Here is a 19,588-nt window from a genome sequence, read left to right on the forward strand (position 1 = left end):
TGTTGATGTGTTCGAAAGAGGGTAGGAAACAATGGGTGCAGCAGAGCAAGTCGCCAACCTGATGGGCAGCCACCGCACAGTCAAAGCCACGAGCGCCGCAATCCCCGAGTTGCTGGGACAGCCGCAACTGGAGTTCGTGCGCGTGAGTGGCCGCGAAGCCCTGAGCGAGTTGTTCACCTACACGGTCGACCTGCGCCCAGTCTCCCTGGCGGCCGAGCAAGCCATGCTCGAAGCCGACCTCGACGACGCCATTGGCCTGGAGATGACGCTGACGATTGAGTTGGACGGCATCGGCACTGGCTTGATGGGCGGCGTGGGCTCGGGCGAGCGCCAAATCACCGGCCTCATCACCGCCGTCGAACAAATCGGTGGTGTGGCCGACAACCGCCTCTACCGGTTCACCCTGCGCCCCTGGCTCTGGCTCGCCACCCAAACCGCCGACTACAAAGCCTTCCAGAACAAAAGCGTCATCGACATCCTCGACGAAGTCCTGGCCGACTACACCTTCAGCGTCGACAAACGCCTGGACGAGAGCGCCTTCCCCAAACTCGAATGGGAAGTCCAGCACGGCGAAACGGATTTCGCCTTCCTCCAACGCCTCACCGAAGAATGGGGCATCACCTACTTCTTCGAACATGACGGCGCTCACCACCGGCTCGTCCTCGTCTCCGAATCCGGCGCCTGGCGCAAATTCCCCAGCGCCGCATACCACACCCTGCCGATCTACCCGCAAGGCTTCAAGGTTGACGAAGAACACCTCACACGCTTCGAACCCATCAACCGCCTGCGCACCGGCAAGATCACCCTCAAAGACTACGACCCGCGCCAACCCAAGGCCGATCTCACCACCGGCGACAGCCTCCCGCGCGACACACGGTTCTCCGAGTTTGAACGCTACGAATACGAACCCGGCAGCTACACGAACCGAGACCTCGGCAACCAGCGCGCCCGCATCCGCATGGAAGAGCGCCGCGCCAAAGGCCGTCGCGTGCGTGGAGCAGGCGCCCTGCGCGGCATCGCAGCCGGCTGCACCTACCAGATCGCCAACCACGACAAGGACGACCTCAACCGGGAAATCCTCATCGTCAGCACCGAATTCCAACTCGAAGACGTCGCCATCCAATCTGGCAGCACCCAGCGCTACGCCTGCCACGTCCGCTTTGAAGCCCACCCCACGGATGAAGTCTTCCGTCCACCGCTGACCACCGCCAAACCGCGCGTCAGGGGCATCCAGCGTGCCGTCGTCACCGGCCCCGAGAACCAAGAGGTCTGGACCAACGACTTCGGTTGCGTCAAAGTTCAGTTCGAGTGGGACCGCTACGGCCAGTACAACGAAAACTCTTCCCCCTGGATCCGAGTCGCCAACGGTTGGTCAGGCGACCAGTTCGGTGCAATGCACGTGCCGCGTATCGGGCAGGAAGTGCTTGTGGATTACCTCAACGGTGATCCGAACACGCCCATCATCATCGGGCGGGTGCCGAACCAGTTGAACCTGCCCCCATGGGCACTGCCCGGCCAGCACGCCCTCAGTGGCATCGCCAGCAAGGAACTGTTTGGCAAACGGCGCAATCATCTGGTGATGGATGACACCCAAGGCCAGATTCAGGCCCAACTGTCGTCTGACCACCAGACCAGCCAACTCAACCTCGGCTATCTGACGGGCGTACCCGGCAACCCGGGGCGCAAAGACCCACGTGGTGAAGGCTTTGACCTGCGCACCGATGGGCAGGGTGCTATCCGTGGTGCCAAGGGCTTGTTCCTCACCACGGAAGGGCAGGTTGCAGCGGTGGGCGGTCACCTCGACCGGCAAGAGTTCATCCGCTGCATGGAGGCCGCGCTTGAAGCCGCCAAATCCCTGGGCGACTACAGCAGCCAGCACGAGGCCCTGAAAACCGACGCAGACCCGCAATCCACTCTCACGAAAGCCATTGAGGAATGGGATGCGGGGGCAAACAACCATCAGGACAAGCCAGGCCAAGGTGGCCAGCCCGTGCTAGGCGCCTACGCGCCGGCCGGTATCGCCTTGGCTACACCCAAAAGCTTGACTAGCTATGCAGGCCAGCACATCGACACCGTATCCAAGCTGAACCAGCAACAGACTGCAGGGCAGCAATACCTCGTCAACGCCGGCACTGGCATTAGCTTGTTTGCGCATAGCGGTGAGTGGAAGGGGATTGCCCATCAAGGGCAACTCGTGCTGCAAGCCCAGCAGAAGAGCATCACCGCCAATGCCAGGCAGGACGTGGTGGTTACCGCCACGGACGGTTCCATTCTGCTCAACAGCAAGACCGGCATCACGCTCATGAGCGGCAACGCGGGGATTCGGATTGCGGATGGAAAGGTTGAGGCCTTTGGGCCCACGCTGATCCACCTACATACGGGGAACTTTGATGTGCCAGGGCCGGAGGGCGTCAATGGGGCGCTGCCGCAGTTTGATTCGGCCAAGGCCGAACGTGGTTTCGAACTGGTTCGGGCACACGACAAACAGCCCATTCCTAACGCTCCCTACACCCTGGCCAAAGCGGACGGTGGCGTCGAACAGGGCATCGCTTCCAACGGGACGACAGAGCAATCTGTGACGCAGACCATTGAACAAATGACGGCGGCATTTAATGCGCCCAAACTGTACTAAGGCAAGACCCCATGAGCGAAACCAGCTTCCACAATCCTGAAGCCAGCGTCATTGCTCGGGCCACCGACATCACGCTGCCCAGCGGCGGCGTTCGCAAGGTGCCCTGCATACCGCTGCCCGGCATCATCATCTTCGTGCACGGCGTGAACTCGATGGGCGAATGGTTCAACGCGGCAGAGGAAGGCCTGTGCGATGGACTGAACGAGCGCCTGAACCGAAAAGAGTTTGGCAAACCAGTAGACGACACGATCGAGGGCTTGTTGCGCGCCGCGCAATACAGCCCCGAGTTGACACCCTCGGGCTATCTCGTGCGTACCAAGTCTGAGAACGCTGTTGAGGGCCAGGACTTCGTACAGGGCGCCGAGGCCAGCCCCATCATCCGCTTCCGTTGGGGTTACGTCGCCAACAAGGAAGACTTGGCTGTCGTCGGCCCGAACATCTTGCTCGACGAAGACAATGCCTGGGGCGGTGGCCCGTTTGCCAACGGCTGCACGGCGCTGCCTGATTTGTGGAGCAACGGCACTGTGACGGACTTGTTTCTGGGCCTGCAAGTCGAATACATGAACACCGAGACGAGTCGTCTCGTCTACAACTGCCCGGCTCGACACTACGGCGCGCATGCCGCGTGGCGGCTTGCTGCGCTTGTTGCGCAGGCGCGCGAGCGGCATCAGAAGCACTATGGCAAGGAATGCCCGGTCACCATCGTCTGCCACAGCCAGGGCAACATGGTGGGCTTGGCCTCCGCGTTCATCGGTGACAAGAAGTTTGGAGGCAAAGGTGTGGCGGATACCTACATTCTTGCCAATCCGCCTTACTCGGTACTGCCCAACTTTGCTGACAACTTTGTGCAGTACGACAGCGTCAACGATCTCGGCCGAGTCACTACGCTTTCGCGGCGCAAAACGCTGGATGCCTTCTTCGGCATCGTCAAGAACCGCAATGATGATCTTGCTAGCGACGATTGCGTGAATGCGTGGATCGGCAATCAGCGCAAGCCATGGGAACGAGGGAGTGACCAGGAAACGTATCCCTCGCACAAACGCGTCTTCCTGTATGCCAACCCGCATGATCAGGTGATCGCTGTTTCCACCGTCATGGGCATGGGCTGGATGGGGCTGCCGCAGAATGTGCTGGCAGGCCGTGACGACGACATGAAGAGCGCCAAACAACCCTATGCCTTCAAGAACGCGGACGGCGTGCTGTACCAACGTATCTGGGCACAGGGTAACCCCGCGAAATACAGCAAAGACACCCCATTCATGGTGGGTGTCGCGCCGGGCAAAGCCTTTGTGTACTACGACAAGAGCAATCCCGCCAATGCAGATGGCATTCAGGGGGGGAAGGGTCAGTTCTGGCTGCGCAAGCCGCTGGAATTGCGTTTCCACTTCCGGCGCGTTTGGGAAGACGAGAGAAAGGGGCTTGGTGGAAAGGTCGGCGCCACCATGCTCGGTGGGCTCTACGAGATCGCCATTGGCCTTGTCCGGATTGTGACTTTGGACAAAGTGCAGCCCTACCCTCCAGTCAATGCCACGCCTCCAGATGGCTGGACCATTCATGTCAACGCTCACAAGGTGCCCAATCCGATTGAGCCGGTGTCGATCCACTTGTATCACCCGCAAACCGACAAGACGGGGCAACAGCCCAAGGATGACGGGCAGCAGCGGCTCGATGGCAAGGGCGGCGCACCCGTGGGCAAGGTCAGTGGCGTCTTCAACCAGGGGCCGCAATCGCACACCGATGAGTTGAACCCTAGCGGCGGGAAAACGGGCGACATCTATGACAAGTACCGCGCGAAAGGGCAGGGCAGCGCCGACGATGAGGCCGCGCTGCGCTACGAGCACAACGCTAGCGTGCGGCAATTGGCTCGACGTAAGGAAGGTGATCCCTATCGGGACGCCGTTGATCTGATGAGCGAGAAGGGCCGCGGCGCGCTGTCAGGGGATGAATACAAGGACTTCCTCGCATTCGATCAGGAAAAGCGCGAGTACTTCCTCAGGAAGGCCGTCGACCTTAACGCAACCAATCACTCGACGATTCTGACCAACCCGGCACACAGCCGGCAGGTCATGGCGTACGACGTGAACGTGGGGCTGAATATTCTGCCGTTTGATCAGATGCAGTGGCTGCGCAAGTTTGCGGATTGGAGGTATCAGGACGAAAAAGATCCAGTCATGCAGCGATGGCGTGAGTACTACATGGAAGGCCGGTTTCGTGGTGGTGTGAGGTTGGACGAATATGAGGACTATCAACCAGAGGTTCCAGAGCAACTCGGGATCGACACCGAACGCAGCAACAGTGGGGTGTTCTCCCAAACACACCGAGAACTGCCGCTCGATCCAGTTCAACGTCGAGAGTTGTCTGCCTGGGAGCAGCAGCGAGAAGACTGGCGCGTACAGCAACCACAGTACCGCCGACCAACTGACACCGATGATGTTCTTGGAGGAGGCCCCAATGGCTGAGTTCTTCCCTCAACACCGCGAACGATCGCATGGACTTGCCCGCCTTGTTACCGCAGCCGTTTTGACCATTGCCTGTACCGGAACTGCCATGTCTCAGCCCCAATATTCTCGCAAGCCGACACCGTATCCGTTGGCTGCTCAAACTCCGGCTGCGGCCGGTCCGAATGCTCCCGCTGCCTACGTAATGGGTGTCGTCTGGCGCAGTCCGCTGATGTGGATCGACTACCCAACGCAGTGGAACCTGCTGTGGACACAGGGCATGGCGGATCGTAATCCGAGCGATACAGATAGTCCTGACCTCAAGCTGGGCGATGCGACAGGAAAGCTGGTGAGTCCAGTACGAGTTGTTTGGCCGGATGACAACCCGAACCCAGTCTATTGGCACCCCCTACGCACGCTGATTCGCGATCCACTGTATTCGATGGGGTATCACTATGCCGTGGACAAGGACTACTTCTATTCCGTCAGCAACGGCACGAATCGTCCGGATTTCGGAGACATTCGTGTGTTTGCCGGTATGCCGCGCGAATGGATCAATACACCGACCTACATCGAAGAGAAATGGCGGTACATGAATGGTGGTGACGACTTGGCTGAACATATTCGCCTCGGTATGCCAGCTCCATCCTTCTTGGCCGAAAACGAAGATCACGCCGAAGCACGCATGCCTTGGCTGTTCACGAAGATGTACGACAACCGAGGCAGGCCACAGCGTGGTTTGGGCCGCATCACAGAAATGGTCATTGGCCTGCCCACCTTGACCTTGAAGGCTGTCCGTCGCCTGTTCACCAGCGAGATTTACGGTGAAGCTGAGGCGATGAGCTTGAAGCTCTACCCGCAAACTAAGGTGCCTGACGTCACGGTGATGGCGGGCACCGAAACCGTAGGCTTCTATGACCTAAAAGAAGCCATTGCCTACCTGAATGCAAATCCACGCAAGACTGTGTGGGTCTACACGATGGACGCCCCCGGCTACCCCAAGGGTGGCCGCACGGACGAAAACTCAGTTTTGCTGATTCTCAGCCATCCCAGCGCAGATTGGGGTTACACCCCGCTGTCAGCCATCTACTTGCCTCAACAGCACGAAGGCGGGATCGGCAACAAAGCCGCCAATCCGGGCGGTGCCTGGAGCGGGCTCCTGCAGACCATGCAAACGCAGGCGCCGCAGGAGCATCCGGTCGGCCGCGTCTATCACGACGTGTTTAAGCACGACCCCAACGTCAACAAGTTGATGCAGCCGCTGCGCGCCGCTGTACACCAACAGTGGCCCGACTTGGACCAGATCAAGGATGTGCAAAGCGTTGCGGAGCACGCCATCGGCGGGCTGCGTGCTGCAAGTGCTGGCCTGAACATCGCTCGCGCTACGGCCTACGTAGACCAGACCGGCAACAGCGCTGTAGTCACCAGCGCTGCCAATCCGAATGATGCGTGGAGCGTATTGATTGCGCCGCCACCCGGCTGGGTCAAGCAAGAGCCGCGCAAGGTCTGGCCGCGCGCAGCAGGTCGGACCAATGCGTATTTGCCATGGTTTGGCAAGCAGACCAGCGGAAAGTAACCGGGGTGGGTGATAGCGTGATGCGCGGATTGTCAATTTCGGAGTGTTGTGCGGCAGCGTGGCGGAAATTCGCCGTGCTGGCGGTTGCCTGCACGCTGGTCTCTGCTGGCTCCGGAACTGCCATGTCTCAGCCCCAATATTCTCGCAAGCCGACACCGTATCCGTTGGCTGCTCAAACTCCGGCTGCGGCCGGTCCGAACGCCCCTGCCGCCTATGTGATGGGTGTCGTCTGGCGCAGTCCGCTGATGTGGATCGATTACCCGACGCATTGGAACCTGCTGTGGACCCAAGGCATGGCGGATCGCAATCCGAGTGACACCGATAGTCCTGACCTCAAGCTGGGCGATGCGACAGGAAAGCTGGTGAGTCCAGTGCGAGTGGTTTGGCCGGATGACAACCCGAATCCGGTGTATTGGCATCCTCTTGAAACGCTGATTCGCGATCCGTTGTATTCAATGGGGTATCACTACGCAGTGGATAAGGACTATTTCTATTCGGTTAGCAACGGCACTAACCGTCCCGATTTTGGGGACATCCGTGTGTTTGCTGGAATGCCGCAGGAGTGGATCAATACGCCAACTTACATTCAAGAAAAATGGCGCTATCTAAATGGGGGGGATGCATTGAGAGAGCACTTTAGGCAAGGCATGCCAGCGCCATCCATTCTTGCTGAGAACGAAGACCATGCGGAGGCTCGCATGTCGTGGCTGTATACGAGAATGTACACGGATGAGAATGGCAAGCCATACCGAGGCTTGGGACACTCGACTTGGATGGTCATCGGCCTGCCAACCTTCACTTTGAAGGCGGCTCGCCGCTTGTTCACCAGCGAAATCTACGGAGAGGCTGAGGGGCGGAGCCTGAAGTTCTACCCTCAAACCAAGGTGCCCGACGTCACTGTCATGGCCGGAACGGAAACCGTAGGCTTCTATGACCTAAAAGAAGCCATCGCCTACCTGAACGCCAACCCACGCAAGACTGTTTGGGTCTACACGATGGACGCCCCTGGCTACCCCAAGGGCGGTCGCACGGACGAAAACTCAGTTCTGCTGATCCTCGCTCACCCTAGCGCAGATTGGGGCTACGCCCCGCTGTCATCCATCTACTTGCCTCAACAGCACGAAGGCGGGATCGGCAACAAAGCCGCCAATCCGGGCGGTGCCTGGAGCGGGCTCCTGCAGACCATGCAAACACAGGCACCGCAGGAGCATCCGGTCGGCCGCGTCTATCACGACGTGTTCAAGCACGATCCCAACGTCAACAAATTGACGCAGCCGCTGCGTGCGGCCATCCACCAGCAATGGCCTGATCTCGACCAAGTCAAGGACGTACAAAGTGTGGCAGAGCACGCCATCGGCGGCCTGCGTGCCGCGAGTGCTGGCCTGAACATCGCTCGCGCTACGGCCTACGTAGACCAGACAGGCAACAGCGCTGTAGTCACCAGCGTTGCCAATCCGAATGATGCGTGGAGCGTATTGATTGCTCCGCCGCCGGGCTGGGTCCAGCAAGAGCCGCGCAAGGTGTGGCCGCGTGCGGCTGGACGGACCAACGCGTACTTGCCATGGTTTGGCAAGCAGACCAGCGGAAAGTAACGCCAGATGCGAGAGAGAAATTTATGCGAAGTGAATTACCTAGTCGAGGCTGGCAAGGGTGGCGAGCCATGGCGGCGTGCTCCCTGGTTGGATTGCTTGTCACCGGCTGCGCGAGCGACGGGCGCTCCTCCGGAGGACAACCGGGTTGCAAGTTCCAAATCGTCAGAGGATTCGACCAAGTGCCGATTCCGAACGTGCCCTACGACATCGTCGACAAGAACGGTGTTGTTGTGATGAGCGGCGTGTCTAACGCTCAAGGTGAAACGGTTTCGAAACAAGCTTTCTGCTCTGTCGACTTGCGGGCTATTCCCAAGCCCAAGCTTTATTGATCATGCCGATACCGCTCTGCGGCACTGAATTGCATAAAGAGGATTTGATATGTCCGCACCAATCATCACCGTAGGCGACGTAGGCGCCCACGGCTCCGTTGTCACCACGGGCTCGCCCACCAGCAAAATCCGCGGCCGTCCCATCGCCCGCCTCGGCGACCTCGTCACCTGCCCAATCCACGGCGTCAACCGCATCGTCAACGTGAGCGGCAGCGCCAAAGTCGGCGGCGAAGTCATGGCCCGTGCAGGTGACGGCACGGAGTGCGGCGACATCCTGATCGGCAGTCAGCCAGGCAAAGCATGATTTTCCGTTTGCTGATGCCGTGGGCGCTGTCGCTGGCGCTCGCAGCCTGCTCCACCGCCCCCGCCCAACCTGAGCAACTGAAGCTCGACCTGGCCATCCAGGCTGGCGACTCCCTCAACCCTGACGACAAGGGCAGGGCGTCCCCTGTACTGGTGCGCCTGTACGAGCTCAAGACCTCCAGCACCTTCGAGCAAGCCGATTACTACTCGCTCGAATCCACCGACCGCACTGTGCTGATGCAGGACTTGCTCGCCCGCGACGAGTTCATCCTGCGCCCTGGCGAGTTCCAGGACATCGAGCGCAAGCTCAACCCGGACGCGCAAGCGCTCGGCATCCTCGTCGGCTACCGCGATTTGGGCAAAGCCACCTGGCGCACCGTCTACAAGCTGCCACCTGCGCCCGCAGCCGCGTGGTACCGCGCCGCCATCCCAGCCCGCAAGGTCAAACTGCAGATCGCGCTCGATCAGCAAGCCATCACCGTATCCAAACCTGATTGAAGTCATGAGCTGGTACAACAAAGTCGTCTGGAGGGAAGGGCTCTTCTTGCGCCCTCAGCTTTTCCAGCAGCAGGAACGCTACTTGGAGCACTTTGCTCACAAGCGCGCCGCTGCCTTGAGCCCATTCTTTTGGGGCTTCCACCACTTCGTGATCGATACTGAATCGCTTGCGCTCGGCAAACTGGTCGTCTCCGGCGCCGCCGGTATTTTTCAGGACGGCACACCGTTCGAAGCGCCGGCCCACGCCAAGCTGCCGGCGCCGCTGGCATTGCGTCACGAGCACCTGAACCAGACCATCTACCTGGCCGTCCCCATTCGCACGCCGAACACCGAAGAAACCACCTTCGATCAGGATGCCCAGGATTCGCTGGCCCGCTATCGCAGCTTCGAGCAGGACTTGCTGGACGCTAACTCCATCGGCCAAGGTCCCAAGCTTGTCCAACTGGGCGATCTGCGCCTACGTCTGTTGCCCGAGAAGGAATTGACTGAGTCCTGGCTCGGCATGCCGCTGGCCAAGGTCACGGAAATCCGGGCCGACGGCAGCGCCCGCTTGGACCCGGCGCTCGTCCCGCCCGTCAACGTCTACACCGCGAGCGCCTTGCTGCACACGTGGCTTGCTGAGGTGCATGGCCTGCTGCGTCTGCGCGCTTGCGCGATGGCCGAACGCCTGACCGCCTCCAGCACGCGCGGCGGAGATGCCGCAGAAATCTCCGAATACCTCATCCTGCAACTGTTCAACCGCGTTGAGCCGGTGCTCACCCATATGCTCAACGCCAAGAGCGCCTCGCCCGAAGCGCTCTATGTGGAGCTGACCGCGTTCGCCGGAGAACTCTCCACCTTCGTGCGTGCCGCAACCCGCCGGCCGGTGGAATATGACGCCTATCGGCACGACGAGCCGCACACCTGCATCAAGCCCGTCGTGGATGACTTGCGTGTCCTGCTCAACGTCGTCCTGGAGCGCAGCGCGCAGCGGATCGAACTGCGCAACCAAGGCAACGGCATACAACTGGCCGTGTTGGAGCCGTCCGAGTTCGACCGCTTCAGCACCTTTGTGCTGGCCGTGGGTGCGCAATTGCCGTCAGACACGCTGCAACAGCAATTCCCTGCCCAAGCCAAGGTCGGCCCGGCCGAGCGCTTGGCCGAACTCGTTCGCTCGCACTTGCCGGGGTTGCCCCTGCAAGCCATGCCAGTGCCACCGCGCCAGATTCCATTCAACGCAGGTCAGGTGTATTTCGAGTTGGACCAGGATCACCCGCTTTGGGCGCAGGTCCAGCGCTATGGTGGGCTCGCCCTGCACGTCGCCGGCCAGTTCCCGGAATTGCGGCTTGAATTGTGGGGGGTACGGCAATGAATAGTCCCGCAACAATTGGCGGCATCAATCCGCACGTCCCAGCGCCCGACGTGGCCCAACAGGGCGGCAAGGCACACGATACGGCCGCACAAGCCGCCAACGAGCCGCGCCAAAGCAAGCGCAAACCAATCGAGCAACGCGTCGAGAAAGCACTGAATCAGGTCAATCCATTGCTCTCGGCTGCTCGCCCCTTGCTGCGTGCACTGGCGGACATGCCCGCCGAATTGCGCGTTGATCAGGCCGACCTGCTGAAGAAGGTCCTGGTGCAGGAGTTGCACGACTTTCAGACCGTCTGCGAACGTGCTGGCATCCGCACAGAACACATCCTGGCGGCACGCTATAGCCTGTGTACAGCGCTGGACGAGGCTGCCCTCAGCGCTCCGTGGGGTAGCCGGAGTAACTGGGCGAGTGAGAGCCTGCTGATCAAACTGCATGGTGAGCACGAAGGCGGCGAGAAAGTCTTCCACGTGCTGGGCCGGCTGGTGAACAACCCGGAAGAACATATCGACGTCATCGAGGTGATCTACTACCTGCTCGCATTGGGCTTCCAAGGCCGCTACGGCAACATGACCGATGGCGACCGCCAGCATCTGGCCATCCGCCAGCGCCTCTACGATTTGATCCGCAAGCATCGTGGCGCTGTCCCCAGAGAGCTTGCCGCGAACCTGAACGTTGCGCCCGCCGGGCGGTTCTCCATGGTCCGCACCATCCCCATTTGGCTGAGTGCCACCGTGCTGGGACTGGCCGCATTTGGCCTATTCGCCTGGTACAAGTACCAGCTCGCACTGCGTACGCACGATCTGGAGCAGCAGATCCAGGCCATCGGCCAGATCACGCCTCCACCGCCGCCCAAGGCCGCACCATTGCGCCTGGCCGAGTTGCTCAAAGACGAGATTGCCCGTGGCGTGGTGACGGTCAACGAAGACGCCAAACACAGCGCCGTCATTTTCCGTGGCGACGACATGTTTGCCGCTGGCCATGCCGACGTCAACGCCAAAGTTCAGCCGTTGCTGGACAAGGTGGCCGCCGAGATCGCCAAGGTGCCGGGCAAGGTCACTGTCACTGGCCATAGTGACAACCAACCTATCCGCACCGCCCGATTCCCCTCGAACCAAGTGCTGTCGGAAGAACGTGCTGCGCACGTCTCGGAATACCTCGCCAGCAAGGGCGTCGCGCAGGGGCGGTTGGAAGCCATCGGCAAGGGCGATACCGAACCTGTCGCAGATAACACCACGTCGGACGGCCGGGCAAAGAATCGCCGGGTCGAGATCGACGTCACGCAGCAGTGAGATTGCAGACATGAAATTTCTGAAACAGGTGGGCACCGCCATGGTGTCCTGGCAGGTGCTGGCCCTCACGGCGATCGTGCTGCTTTCTACCGCTGTCTGGTGGATTGGCCCGCTACTGAGTTTCGATGGCATGGTGCCGCTAGCCGGTGTTGGCACGCGCGTCGCTGTCATAGCATTGCTGCTGGCGCTGTACTTCTTCCTGGTGTTCGGGCTGCCGCTGTTCTTTGTCGCGGCCACCGCGTTGTGCCTGCTTATTTGGCATGCCGGTCCGTTGCTGGCATTCAATGGGCAGCACCCGCTGCAGGATACGAGGCCGCGTCTGCTGCTGATTGCCGTCATTGCACTCGTATCGGCGGCCTATCTCGTTTACCTGCTGTGGCACCGCTTCCGGACGGACGAGGGATTTCGCAACTGGGTGATAGGTACGCAGACCAAGAATGATGAACCCGTCGCAGGCGCGGACACTAAGGCCGTCGCAGCCAGCGTGGAAGCTGCCATGCGCGAGCTGAAGGCGCTGCGCACCGGGAGCGGCTTGTCGAAACTGCTCGATGGCCGCCGCTATCTATACGAGTTGCCGTGGTACCTCACCCTGGGTCCAGCCAACGCGGGCAAGACCAGTATGCTGACCAACGCGGGCCTGGGTTTTCCGCTCACCGGTGGCGTCGGTTCGCCATCGCAAGCCAATGAGGATCGCAAAGCCCCGATATGGCGATTCACCAATGAGGCCGTCTTGATCGACACCGTTGGTAATTTCACCAGCCAGAACAATGCATCGGACGCCCTGCGGGCAGAATGGGAGAAGTTCCTAAGCCTGCTACGCAAGTACCGAGGGCGAGCCCCCGTCAACGGCGTGGTGGTCACCGTCAGTGTGCGGGATCTCGTTGGGCGAACTGCGCAACAACGTTCGGACGAGGCACAGAAGATCCGCACACGCTTGGCGGAACTGCGGCAGGAGCTGCGCATCCAGTTCCCCGTCTATGTCGTGGTGACCAAGCTCGATCTGTTGAGCGGTTTCGCGCAGTACTTCCAATACCTGGGTAGTGAAGGGCGTGCGCAGCCGTGGGGCTTTGGCCTGCCCACCGATCGGAAGGCCAAACGCAACCAAGTTCTGCCGCCGTTGAGCGAGCTCTGCCGCACCGAGATGGCTGCGCTGGAAAAACGTCTGGTCGCTGGCGAAGCCGATCGCTTCAACGAAGAATTCGACGCCGGCCGGCGCAAGGTCCTGCTCGGCCTGGTTGAGGAGTTCGATGGCCTGACCGAACCCCTTGCGGACCTCGTCGAGCACATCTTTGCCGATTCGCGCTACGACAACACGCAGAACAAGGCGATGCTCCGTGGCGTGTACTTCACCAGTGCCGCACAGACCGGCGAGTCGGTGGTCGCTGCCAGTGACACGGTGGCCTCGCAAGTCCTGGATGGCAAGACACCGTCTGAAGCGCAGTCAGCCCGTTCCACGGTGGGCTCCGACAGCTACTTCCTGTCGGACCTGTTCAAGCGCGGTATCTTTGCCGAATCACACCTAGTGCGGCCCAATCTGCGTTGGGAATTCCGCTTCCGCTTGATGCGGCTGCTGGCCCATACCGCAGTGCTGGCATTCGTTCTGTGGTTGGTGCTTGGGTTCTATACGAGTTTTGGCTACAACACCAACTACCTCGACGTGGTTCAGGAGAAGGCCAAGGCCCTGACCGTCAAGGTGACTCGCTTCTATAAGAAGCCCGAAGCCGACGGTGTGCCGGACCTGCTGGCCGCGGCGCATGACCTGCCAGAATTCACGAACCTGAACCTGCTGGACCCGTCACTGAGCTGGCGCTACGGGCTGTATGTCGTAGCGCCCGTGCTCGCAGTGTCCACGGCCACCCACGTCAAACTGCAGGACAACCTTTTGGTGCCGTATCTGGTCCGTCGCGTGGAAGCGGTGCTCTCCGCCGCCATCGTCGACAAGGGTGCCAAGCTGACCTACGACACCCTGCGCGTCTACCTCATGCTGTACGACAAGGAGCAGTTCCGTGCTTCCGACGTACGGAGTTGGGTGCAAAACGATTGGGCAACGGGTGGCGCGGATGCCTTTGGCGGCCGGATCACTGTGGTCGAGCAGCTCGACAGCCTGCTCGATGGCAGGCGAGCGATCCAATCGCCCTATGCCAAGAATGAGGCGTTGATTCGCTCCGCACGAGACTTCCTGGACGGCAACACCTCCACGGAACGCCTATACGAGCGTGCCAAAGCCGCCATGATGGAAGAGGCCCCGGCCGATTTCACGCTTGTGCGTGCGATCGGCCCGCAGGCCGGTACGGTCTTCTCGCGCGCCAGTGGGGAGCCGTTGGAGCGCGGTATTCCCGGCCTGTTCACCTACGCGGGTTATCACAATCTGTTCAATGCCCGCCTGCCGGAGTTTGTCAACAAGGCCCAGGCGATTGACGTTTGGGTGATGGGGCGTGCAGGCGGCGCTCAAAAAAAAACGCTTGAGAGCGCCGCTGGCAAGCTGACCGGCGACGACCCCGTCACGCGAGAAATCCGCCGCCTGTACCTGACGGAATACGCGCAGAGGTGGACGGAATTCTTGCGCGATATTCGCGCGCTCACCGGCAACAACCTCACCTTCGACCTAGAGGTGCTGCGCAACTTCGCTGCCCCGGACTCGCCGCTCGCGCGTCTAGGGCGTGTCGTCGTCAAGGAAACGACCCTCAGCCAACCGGCAGAACAAGAGGACAAGTCCCTGGCCGACAAGGCGCTCGCCGCTCTGGACAACAAAGCCGACAAAATCACGGGGTTCGCATCCCGCGCCGAAGCTCGCCAAGAGCGTGCGTTGGTCGACAACCGCTTCGCCGCGCTGCGCGAAATTGTCACAGGACAGGCCGACGTTATCGCCCCCAACGCGCAAGCCGCCAACAACAAGCCGCGATTGGATGCCATTGCCGGTATGGTCAACGCGTACTACACCTCGTTGATGGTCGCCAGCAACGCGTTGGAGACGCGCAATTTGCCACCGCCTTCCGAAGCCGGTGCACAGTTGCGCATGGAAGCCGCCAAGCTGCCGGCGCCGCTCAAGGAGGTGCTGGCAGATTTGGTGATCCAGGGCACGCGTGACGTCAACAAGGGAATCGGCGACATCCTGATCGCGCAGATGAACGCAGTCATCGGCGAGAGCTGCCGCAGCGCTATCGACGGCAAGTACCCCTTCACGCCGACATCCAAGCAGGACGTGGATACGGAAGACTTTGCGCGGGTTTTCGCCAGCGGCGGTGTGCTGGATGACTTCTTTCAGAAAGTCCTGGCGCCACATGTGGACACGACGATTTCGCCATGGCGCTACAAGCTGGCTGCCCCGGATGTACCACCGGTTGCCGGCCCCAGTCTTGTTCCGTTCCAGCGGGCCAGAGAAATCCGCGAAGTGTTCTTTCGCGACCCTGGTGCCAAGAAGATAGCCTGGAAAGTCGACTTGAAGGTGGTAGAACTGGACCCGGAAATCGTTGAGCTGACGATGGACTTCGATGGCCAGAGCCAGCGCTACGTCCACGGGCCGGTGATTCCGCTCAAGGTGACGTGGCCTGGGCCGCGTGGCGGGCAGGGCGCGGAAATCACGGCCAACCCGCGTGTTCGGCCCGAGACGTCCTCGCTCATCGCCAACGGCCCCTGGGCCATGATGCGCGTGATTGCCAAGGGCAAGCTGGACAACTCGGCGTCGCCCAGCCATTTTGTGGCTGAGTACGATTTCGACGGACGTAAGGCGAAACTCGATGTCAACACCGGCAGTCAGGCCAATCCGTGGACGACTGGGTTGCTGCAGGGCTTTCAGTGTCCGGGGAGGTCGGGTTGATGGATCACCGGTCACAGTCGAAGAACCACATCCTTCGCCTCGCCCAACCGCTGTTCTGGTTGCTGGCTGAGCTGTCGCCAGAGCTGGAGTCGGCGGCGCGGCTCGATACCCTCCGATCGGAGGCCCGCACACGGTTGAGGACCTTCAAGAAGGCCTCCCTGGCAGCCGCACTCAATGCCGACAGCATCGAGGCGGTGCATTACTGCTTCTGCGCCGCCATCGACCAGGCGGGGAGCCAAGTGCGCGGACGTGCGAACAGCCTGCGTGGCGTCTGGCTCCAACATGGGTTGCTCGCGGAGTTCTACTACGAAAACGCCTGCGGTCAACGCTGCCGTGGATGGATCGAAAAACTCCAGCAAACACCGAACGCCAGCGCAAACGCGCTGGAAGTGATCGCAGAACTGACCGCGCGCGGCCTTCGTGACGAGCGTGGTTTGCCATTGCCGAACATCGCACTGCCAGCGCGCCAGCAACTCGCATCCACGACGGCGAGCATTCCCCACATCCCCCATGAACGTTGGATACCGGAGTGGCTCGGGCCGGTCAACAAGCCTCCACCGGAAGTGGTACTTCTGCGGGAAGCCCCTGCGGAACGGTCTTGGCTGCCCATCGTTGTCGTCACCGGGCTCATCGTGACAGGGATCGTGCTCGGTATGACGTTCATGCTCCGCCGTCAGCATCAGGACAATCAAGCGCTGGTTGCGAAGGTGGAGGCACTGTCCGCGCAATTGGCCCAGCAGCGTGAATCGTTAGCGGATCGCATTGCGCGCGGGCTGGCGTCCGAAGCCGGCGCGGCCCCAGTCGGCATCAGCACAAAAGACGATCGAGTTTATCTCGCCTTCAATAGCGACGAGGGTTTCGCCTCCGGGCGGGCCGACCTTATGCCGATGCTCGCGCGCCAGCTCGATCGACTTGCCACCGTGCTTGCCGACACGCACGGCAAGGTCATCGTTCTTGGGCATACCGACGATGCCCCTGGCCCGCGAGATCGCATGGAGTCGAACCTCGCGCTGTCAACCGCACGTGCCACGGCGGTCGCGCGGCATCTGCAAGAGCGCGGGATCGCTTCGGACCGCTTGTCCATCATCGGTCGCGGCGTGAAAGATCCCGTTGGAGATAACCGCACCGCCGCGGGCAGGGCGTTGAACCGACGCGTCGAGGTCGTTCTTGAAAGCGTGCCAAATTCACAGCCAACAGGCCTTCAGCGATAGTGGGGCAACGAGGCAAACTTGCGTGGCGAGTGAAGGGGAAGCAGTGGCGTTGACGGCCAGTCGAGACCAAGCGATACGTCCCCAGGATGAGATCTGGTCACACTTTCCCGCGCTCACTTGTTAAACCGTCGCAGTGACGCTTAACGCAGGTGCTTGATCCACAAAGGTTTTTTTGGCCTGCCCAGAGGGATTCGAACCCCCGACCGTCGGCTTAGAAGGCCGATGCTCTATCCAACTGAGCTATGGGCAGATATGCAGATGTGCAGGCTGCCCAGGCATACCAAAAACGCGCGGCCTCCGGGTGCCTGGGAGGCCGCGATTCTAACAGATGGGATGTTGCGCCGCGCTAATGCTGGGGCGGGATTTCCGGCGGTAGCTCCCCGGGTGGCAGTTCGATTGGGGGCGTTTGTGGTTCGGGGTCGTGCACCGGGTCGTGGGCCGGTTCATCGGGCGGCGGCCATTCCGGCGGCGGGTGCGGGGGCTGTTCGGGCGGCTGCGGCGGCGTGATATGGGCGCGCTTGGTCAGATCGGGCGAAGCGGGCATGGACTGCCTCCATACATGGGTTGGATTCGGGGTTTGCCCTAATCGCGCCCGCAAGCGTCGTTCCTGCGCATCATCCGAAAGGTCATATACCCAAAATGCGTACCCCCCAATTGGGGGGATTTTTGATACATTTCGTGGCGTCGGGTAGTGCCACACAACAATAACGTTTCATTCGAAATTCCGCGCAATGACGCGGAACGCCGTGCCTACGCACGCCAACCGGGCGTGACGAAGCCTTTTCGGTTCCGACCAGACGGGAAATCAGGGAGTCTTGTTTGGGCAGCCATGGAGCGATCCATGGGGCTGCTGTGTTTCGCCATGGCTGCAGGGAGCCAGGCGAGGCGCTAGCCATGGGGCAGGGAGGAAACAATGAACACGCGTCATGCACGACGCCCGGCTGGGTCGTCACGCACCACTTACATTCGTAGCGCCCAGAGCGGGCGCATCGGCGATCGTTCCAACGCCAGCGATCATCGTCTGCCGCCCAGCGGCGTGCCGCGCATGCTGCTGTGGCTGCTGGCGGCGACGGTCCTCTTCGCGGTGGCGAACTACACGTTCAAGCTGTTCGGCTGAAGCAAGGCCGGATTGCCCTACAACACCTTGCCCGGATTCATCAGGCCGCGCGGGTCCAGCGCCTGCTTGATCGCGCGCATCGCCGTCAGTTCAACGGGGCTCTTGTAGCGCGCGTTGTCTTCGCGCTTGAGCTGGCCGATGCCGTGTTCGGCTGAGATGGAGCCGCCGTGCGCATGCACGCTGTCGTGCACGATGCGGTTGATGCCGTCTTGGTTGGCGAGGAATGCGTCGTGCGCATGGCCTTCCGGCGGCGACACGTTGTAGTGCAGGTTGCCGTCGCCAAGGTGGCCGAACGTCACCATGCGGATGTCGGGGTAGGCTGCCGCCAGCGCGCGGTCCGTTACGTCAATGAAGTCGGCAATGCGCGAGATGGGCACGCCAATATCGTGCTTGATGTTCTTGCCTTCGTCGGCCTGCGCCAGCGGAATGTGTTCGCGCAGGCTCCAGAAGTCGCGCGACTGGGCCACCGATTCCGCCACCGCCGCATCGTCGATCACGCCGCGCGTGAGCGCGTCTTCCATGAGCGATTCGAACAGGGTGCGCGCATGTTCTTCGCTTTCCAGATCGGACAATTCCAGCAGCACGTATTGCGGATATGCCTGCGTGAACGGCACGCGCAACTGCGGGTAATGCTTGCGCACCAGTTCCAGGCAAAACGCCGACATCAGCTCGAAGCCCGTCAGCAGCGTCCCTGCATGGCCTTGCGCCAGCGATAGAAACTCAAGCGCCTGACGTGGCGATTGCAGCGCCGCCAGCGCCGTCACTTTGGCGCGCGGTTGCGGAAACAGCTTTAGCATCGCGCCGGTGATGATGCCGAGCGTGCCTTCCGCGCCGATCAGCAGGTCACGCAGGTCGTAGCCGGTGTTGTCCTTGCGCAGGCCGCGCAGGCCGTTCCACAGTTCGCCGTTGGGCAGGACCGCTTCGATGCCCAGACACAGCTCGCGCGCATTGCCGTAGCGCAGGACGGCGGTGCCGCCGGCGTTGGTGGCAAGGTTGCCGCCTATCGTGCAACTGCCCTCTGCAGCGAGGCTCAGCGGGAAGAGGCGATCCGCATCGGCAGCGGCCTGTTGCACGTTGGCCAGGATGCAGCCGGCATCCACGGTGATGGTGTTGTTGATGGGGTCGACGGCGCGCACGCGCTGCATGCGCTGCAACGAGATCACCACCGCGTTGCCTTCCATGTCGGGCGTGGCGCCGCCGCACAAGCCGGTGTTGCCGCCTTGCGGAACGATCGGCACGCCATGTTCGCCGCACAGGCGCACGAGCGCTGCCACCTCATCAGGGCTGGCGGGGCGCAATACTGCCCGTGCGCGGCCCGAGAAACGCTTGCGCCAATCGGTGAGGTAAGGCGCCTGGTCTTCCGGTGCAGTTAGGACGTGCGTTGCCCCGATGGCGTCAACGCAGGCTTGCAGGAAGGCATCGTGAGTCATGGCGG

Annotated in this window: 13 protein-coding genes and 1 tRNA gene; 12 read left to right on the plus strand and 2 right to left on the minus strand. The window is 61.3% G+C overall.

Translation table 11 applies throughout. From position 1 onward, the window contains the following. The first annotated feature begins 31 nt into the window (after window positions 1-31). The 11 genes from R2676_RS20385 (at window position 32) to R2676_RS20435 (ending at window position 17,036) form a co-directional block, all read left to right on the plus strand. Window positions 32-2,632, plus strand: coding sequence for a type VI secretion system Vgr family protein (locus R2676_RS20385; protein ID WP_206273791.1), 2,601 nt, complete (start codon window positions 32-34; stop codon window positions 2,630-2,632). Window positions 2,633-2,643: 11 nt separating this feature from the next. Further along, complete coding sequence (locus R2676_RS20390; protein ID WP_206273790.1) at window positions 2,644-5,091, plus strand: T6SS effector phospholipase Tle3 domain-containing protein; 2,448 nt, start codon at window positions 2,644-2,646, stop codon at window positions 5,089-5,091. Next, window positions 5,084-6,646: a hypothetical protein gene (locus R2676_RS20395; protein ID WP_316857586.1), complete on the plus strand. Its 1,563-nt coding sequence runs from the start codon at window positions 5,084-5,086 to the stop codon at window positions 6,644-6,646. The genes R2676_RS20390 and R2676_RS20395 overlap by 8 nt, the downstream gene beginning before the upstream one ends. Before the next feature lie 122 nt (window positions 6,647-6,768). Then, window positions 6,769-8,238, plus strand: a complete 1,470-nt coding sequence (locus R2676_RS20400) for a hypothetical protein (protein WP_316857587.1) — start codon at window positions 6,769-6,771, stop codon at window positions 8,236-8,238. 179 nt (window positions 8,239-8,417) lie between these two features. After that, window positions 8,418-8,567 carry a hypothetical protein gene (locus tag R2676_RS20405; RefSeq protein WP_316857588.1) on the plus strand — a complete coding sequence of 50 codons (150 nt, stop codon included), beginning with the start codon at window positions 8,418-8,420 and terminating at the stop codon, window positions 8,565-8,567. Window positions 8,568-8,616: 49 nt separating this feature from the next. After that, window positions 8,617-8,871, plus strand: a complete 255-nt coding sequence (locus R2676_RS20410; protein ID WP_206273788.1) for a PAAR domain-containing protein — start codon at window positions 8,617-8,619, stop codon at window positions 8,869-8,871. Further along, window positions 8,868-9,368, plus strand: coding sequence for a type VI secretion system lipoprotein TssJ (tssJ, locus tag R2676_RS20415; RefSeq protein WP_206273787.1), 501 nt, complete (start codon window positions 8,868-8,870; stop codon window positions 9,366-9,368). The genes R2676_RS20410 and tssJ overlap by 4 nt, the downstream gene beginning before the upstream one ends. 4 nt (window positions 9,369-9,372) lie before the next feature. Then, the gene (gene tssK, locus R2676_RS20420) at window positions 9,373-10,719 is read left to right on the plus strand and encodes a type VI secretion system baseplate subunit TssK (RefSeq protein ID WP_206273786.1); all 1,347 of its coding nucleotides are present in this window, start codon (window positions 9,373-9,375) and stop codon (window positions 10,717-10,719) included. Next, window positions 10,716-12,008: a type VI secretion system protein TssL, long form gene (gene tssL / locus R2676_RS20425; RefSeq protein ID WP_206273785.1), complete on the plus strand. Its 1,293-nt coding sequence runs from the start codon at window positions 10,716-10,718 to the stop codon at window positions 12,006-12,008. The genes tssK and tssL overlap by 4 nt, the downstream gene beginning before the upstream one ends. A 40-nt stretch (window positions 12,009-12,048) precedes the next feature. Continuing rightward, entirely contained in the window at window positions 12,049-15,825 is a 3,777-nt protein-coding gene (gene tssM / locus R2676_RS20430) for a type VI secretion system membrane subunit TssM (RefSeq protein ID WP_316887447.1), read from the plus strand. Beyond that, on the plus strand, window positions 15,774-17,036 hold the full coding sequence (locus R2676_RS20435) for a DotU family type IV/VI secretion system protein (RefSeq protein WP_206273783.1): 1,263 nt from the start codon (window positions 15,774-15,776) through the stop codon (window positions 17,034-17,036). The genes tssM and R2676_RS20435 overlap by 52 nt, the downstream gene beginning before the upstream one ends. Before the next feature lie 173 nt (window positions 17,037-17,209). Here the strand turns inward: R2676_RS20435 and R2676_RS20440 are convergent. Further along, a tRNA-Arg gene (locus R2676_RS20440) sits at window positions 17,210-17,286 on the minus strand. A 663-nt stretch (window positions 17,287-17,949) separates the two neighbouring features. On the opposite strand from R2676_RS20440, the gene R2676_RS20445 reads away from it, so the two are divergent. Then, window positions 17,950-18,153 (plus strand): hypothetical protein, encoded by a 204-nt coding sequence (locus R2676_RS20445; protein ID WP_027681208.1) that lies wholly within the window; start codon window positions 17,950-17,952, stop codon window positions 18,151-18,153. Window positions 18,154-18,170: 17 nt separating this feature from the next. On the opposite strand, the gene R2676_RS20450 is transcribed toward R2676_RS20445, so the two are convergent. Further along, window positions 18,171-19,583: an FAD-binding oxidoreductase gene (locus tag R2676_RS20450; RefSeq protein WP_206273782.1), complete on the minus strand. Its 1,413-nt coding sequence runs from the start codon at window positions 19,581-19,583 to the stop codon at window positions 18,171-18,173. Between the last annotated feature and the right edge of the window lie 5 nt (window positions 19,584-19,588).

Origin of the sequence: Ralstonia flatus (assembly GCF_958439105.1) — a bacterium.
Taxonomy (GTDB): Bacteria; Pseudomonadota; Gammaproteobacteria; order Burkholderiales; family Burkholderiaceae; genus Ralstonia; species Ralstonia flatus.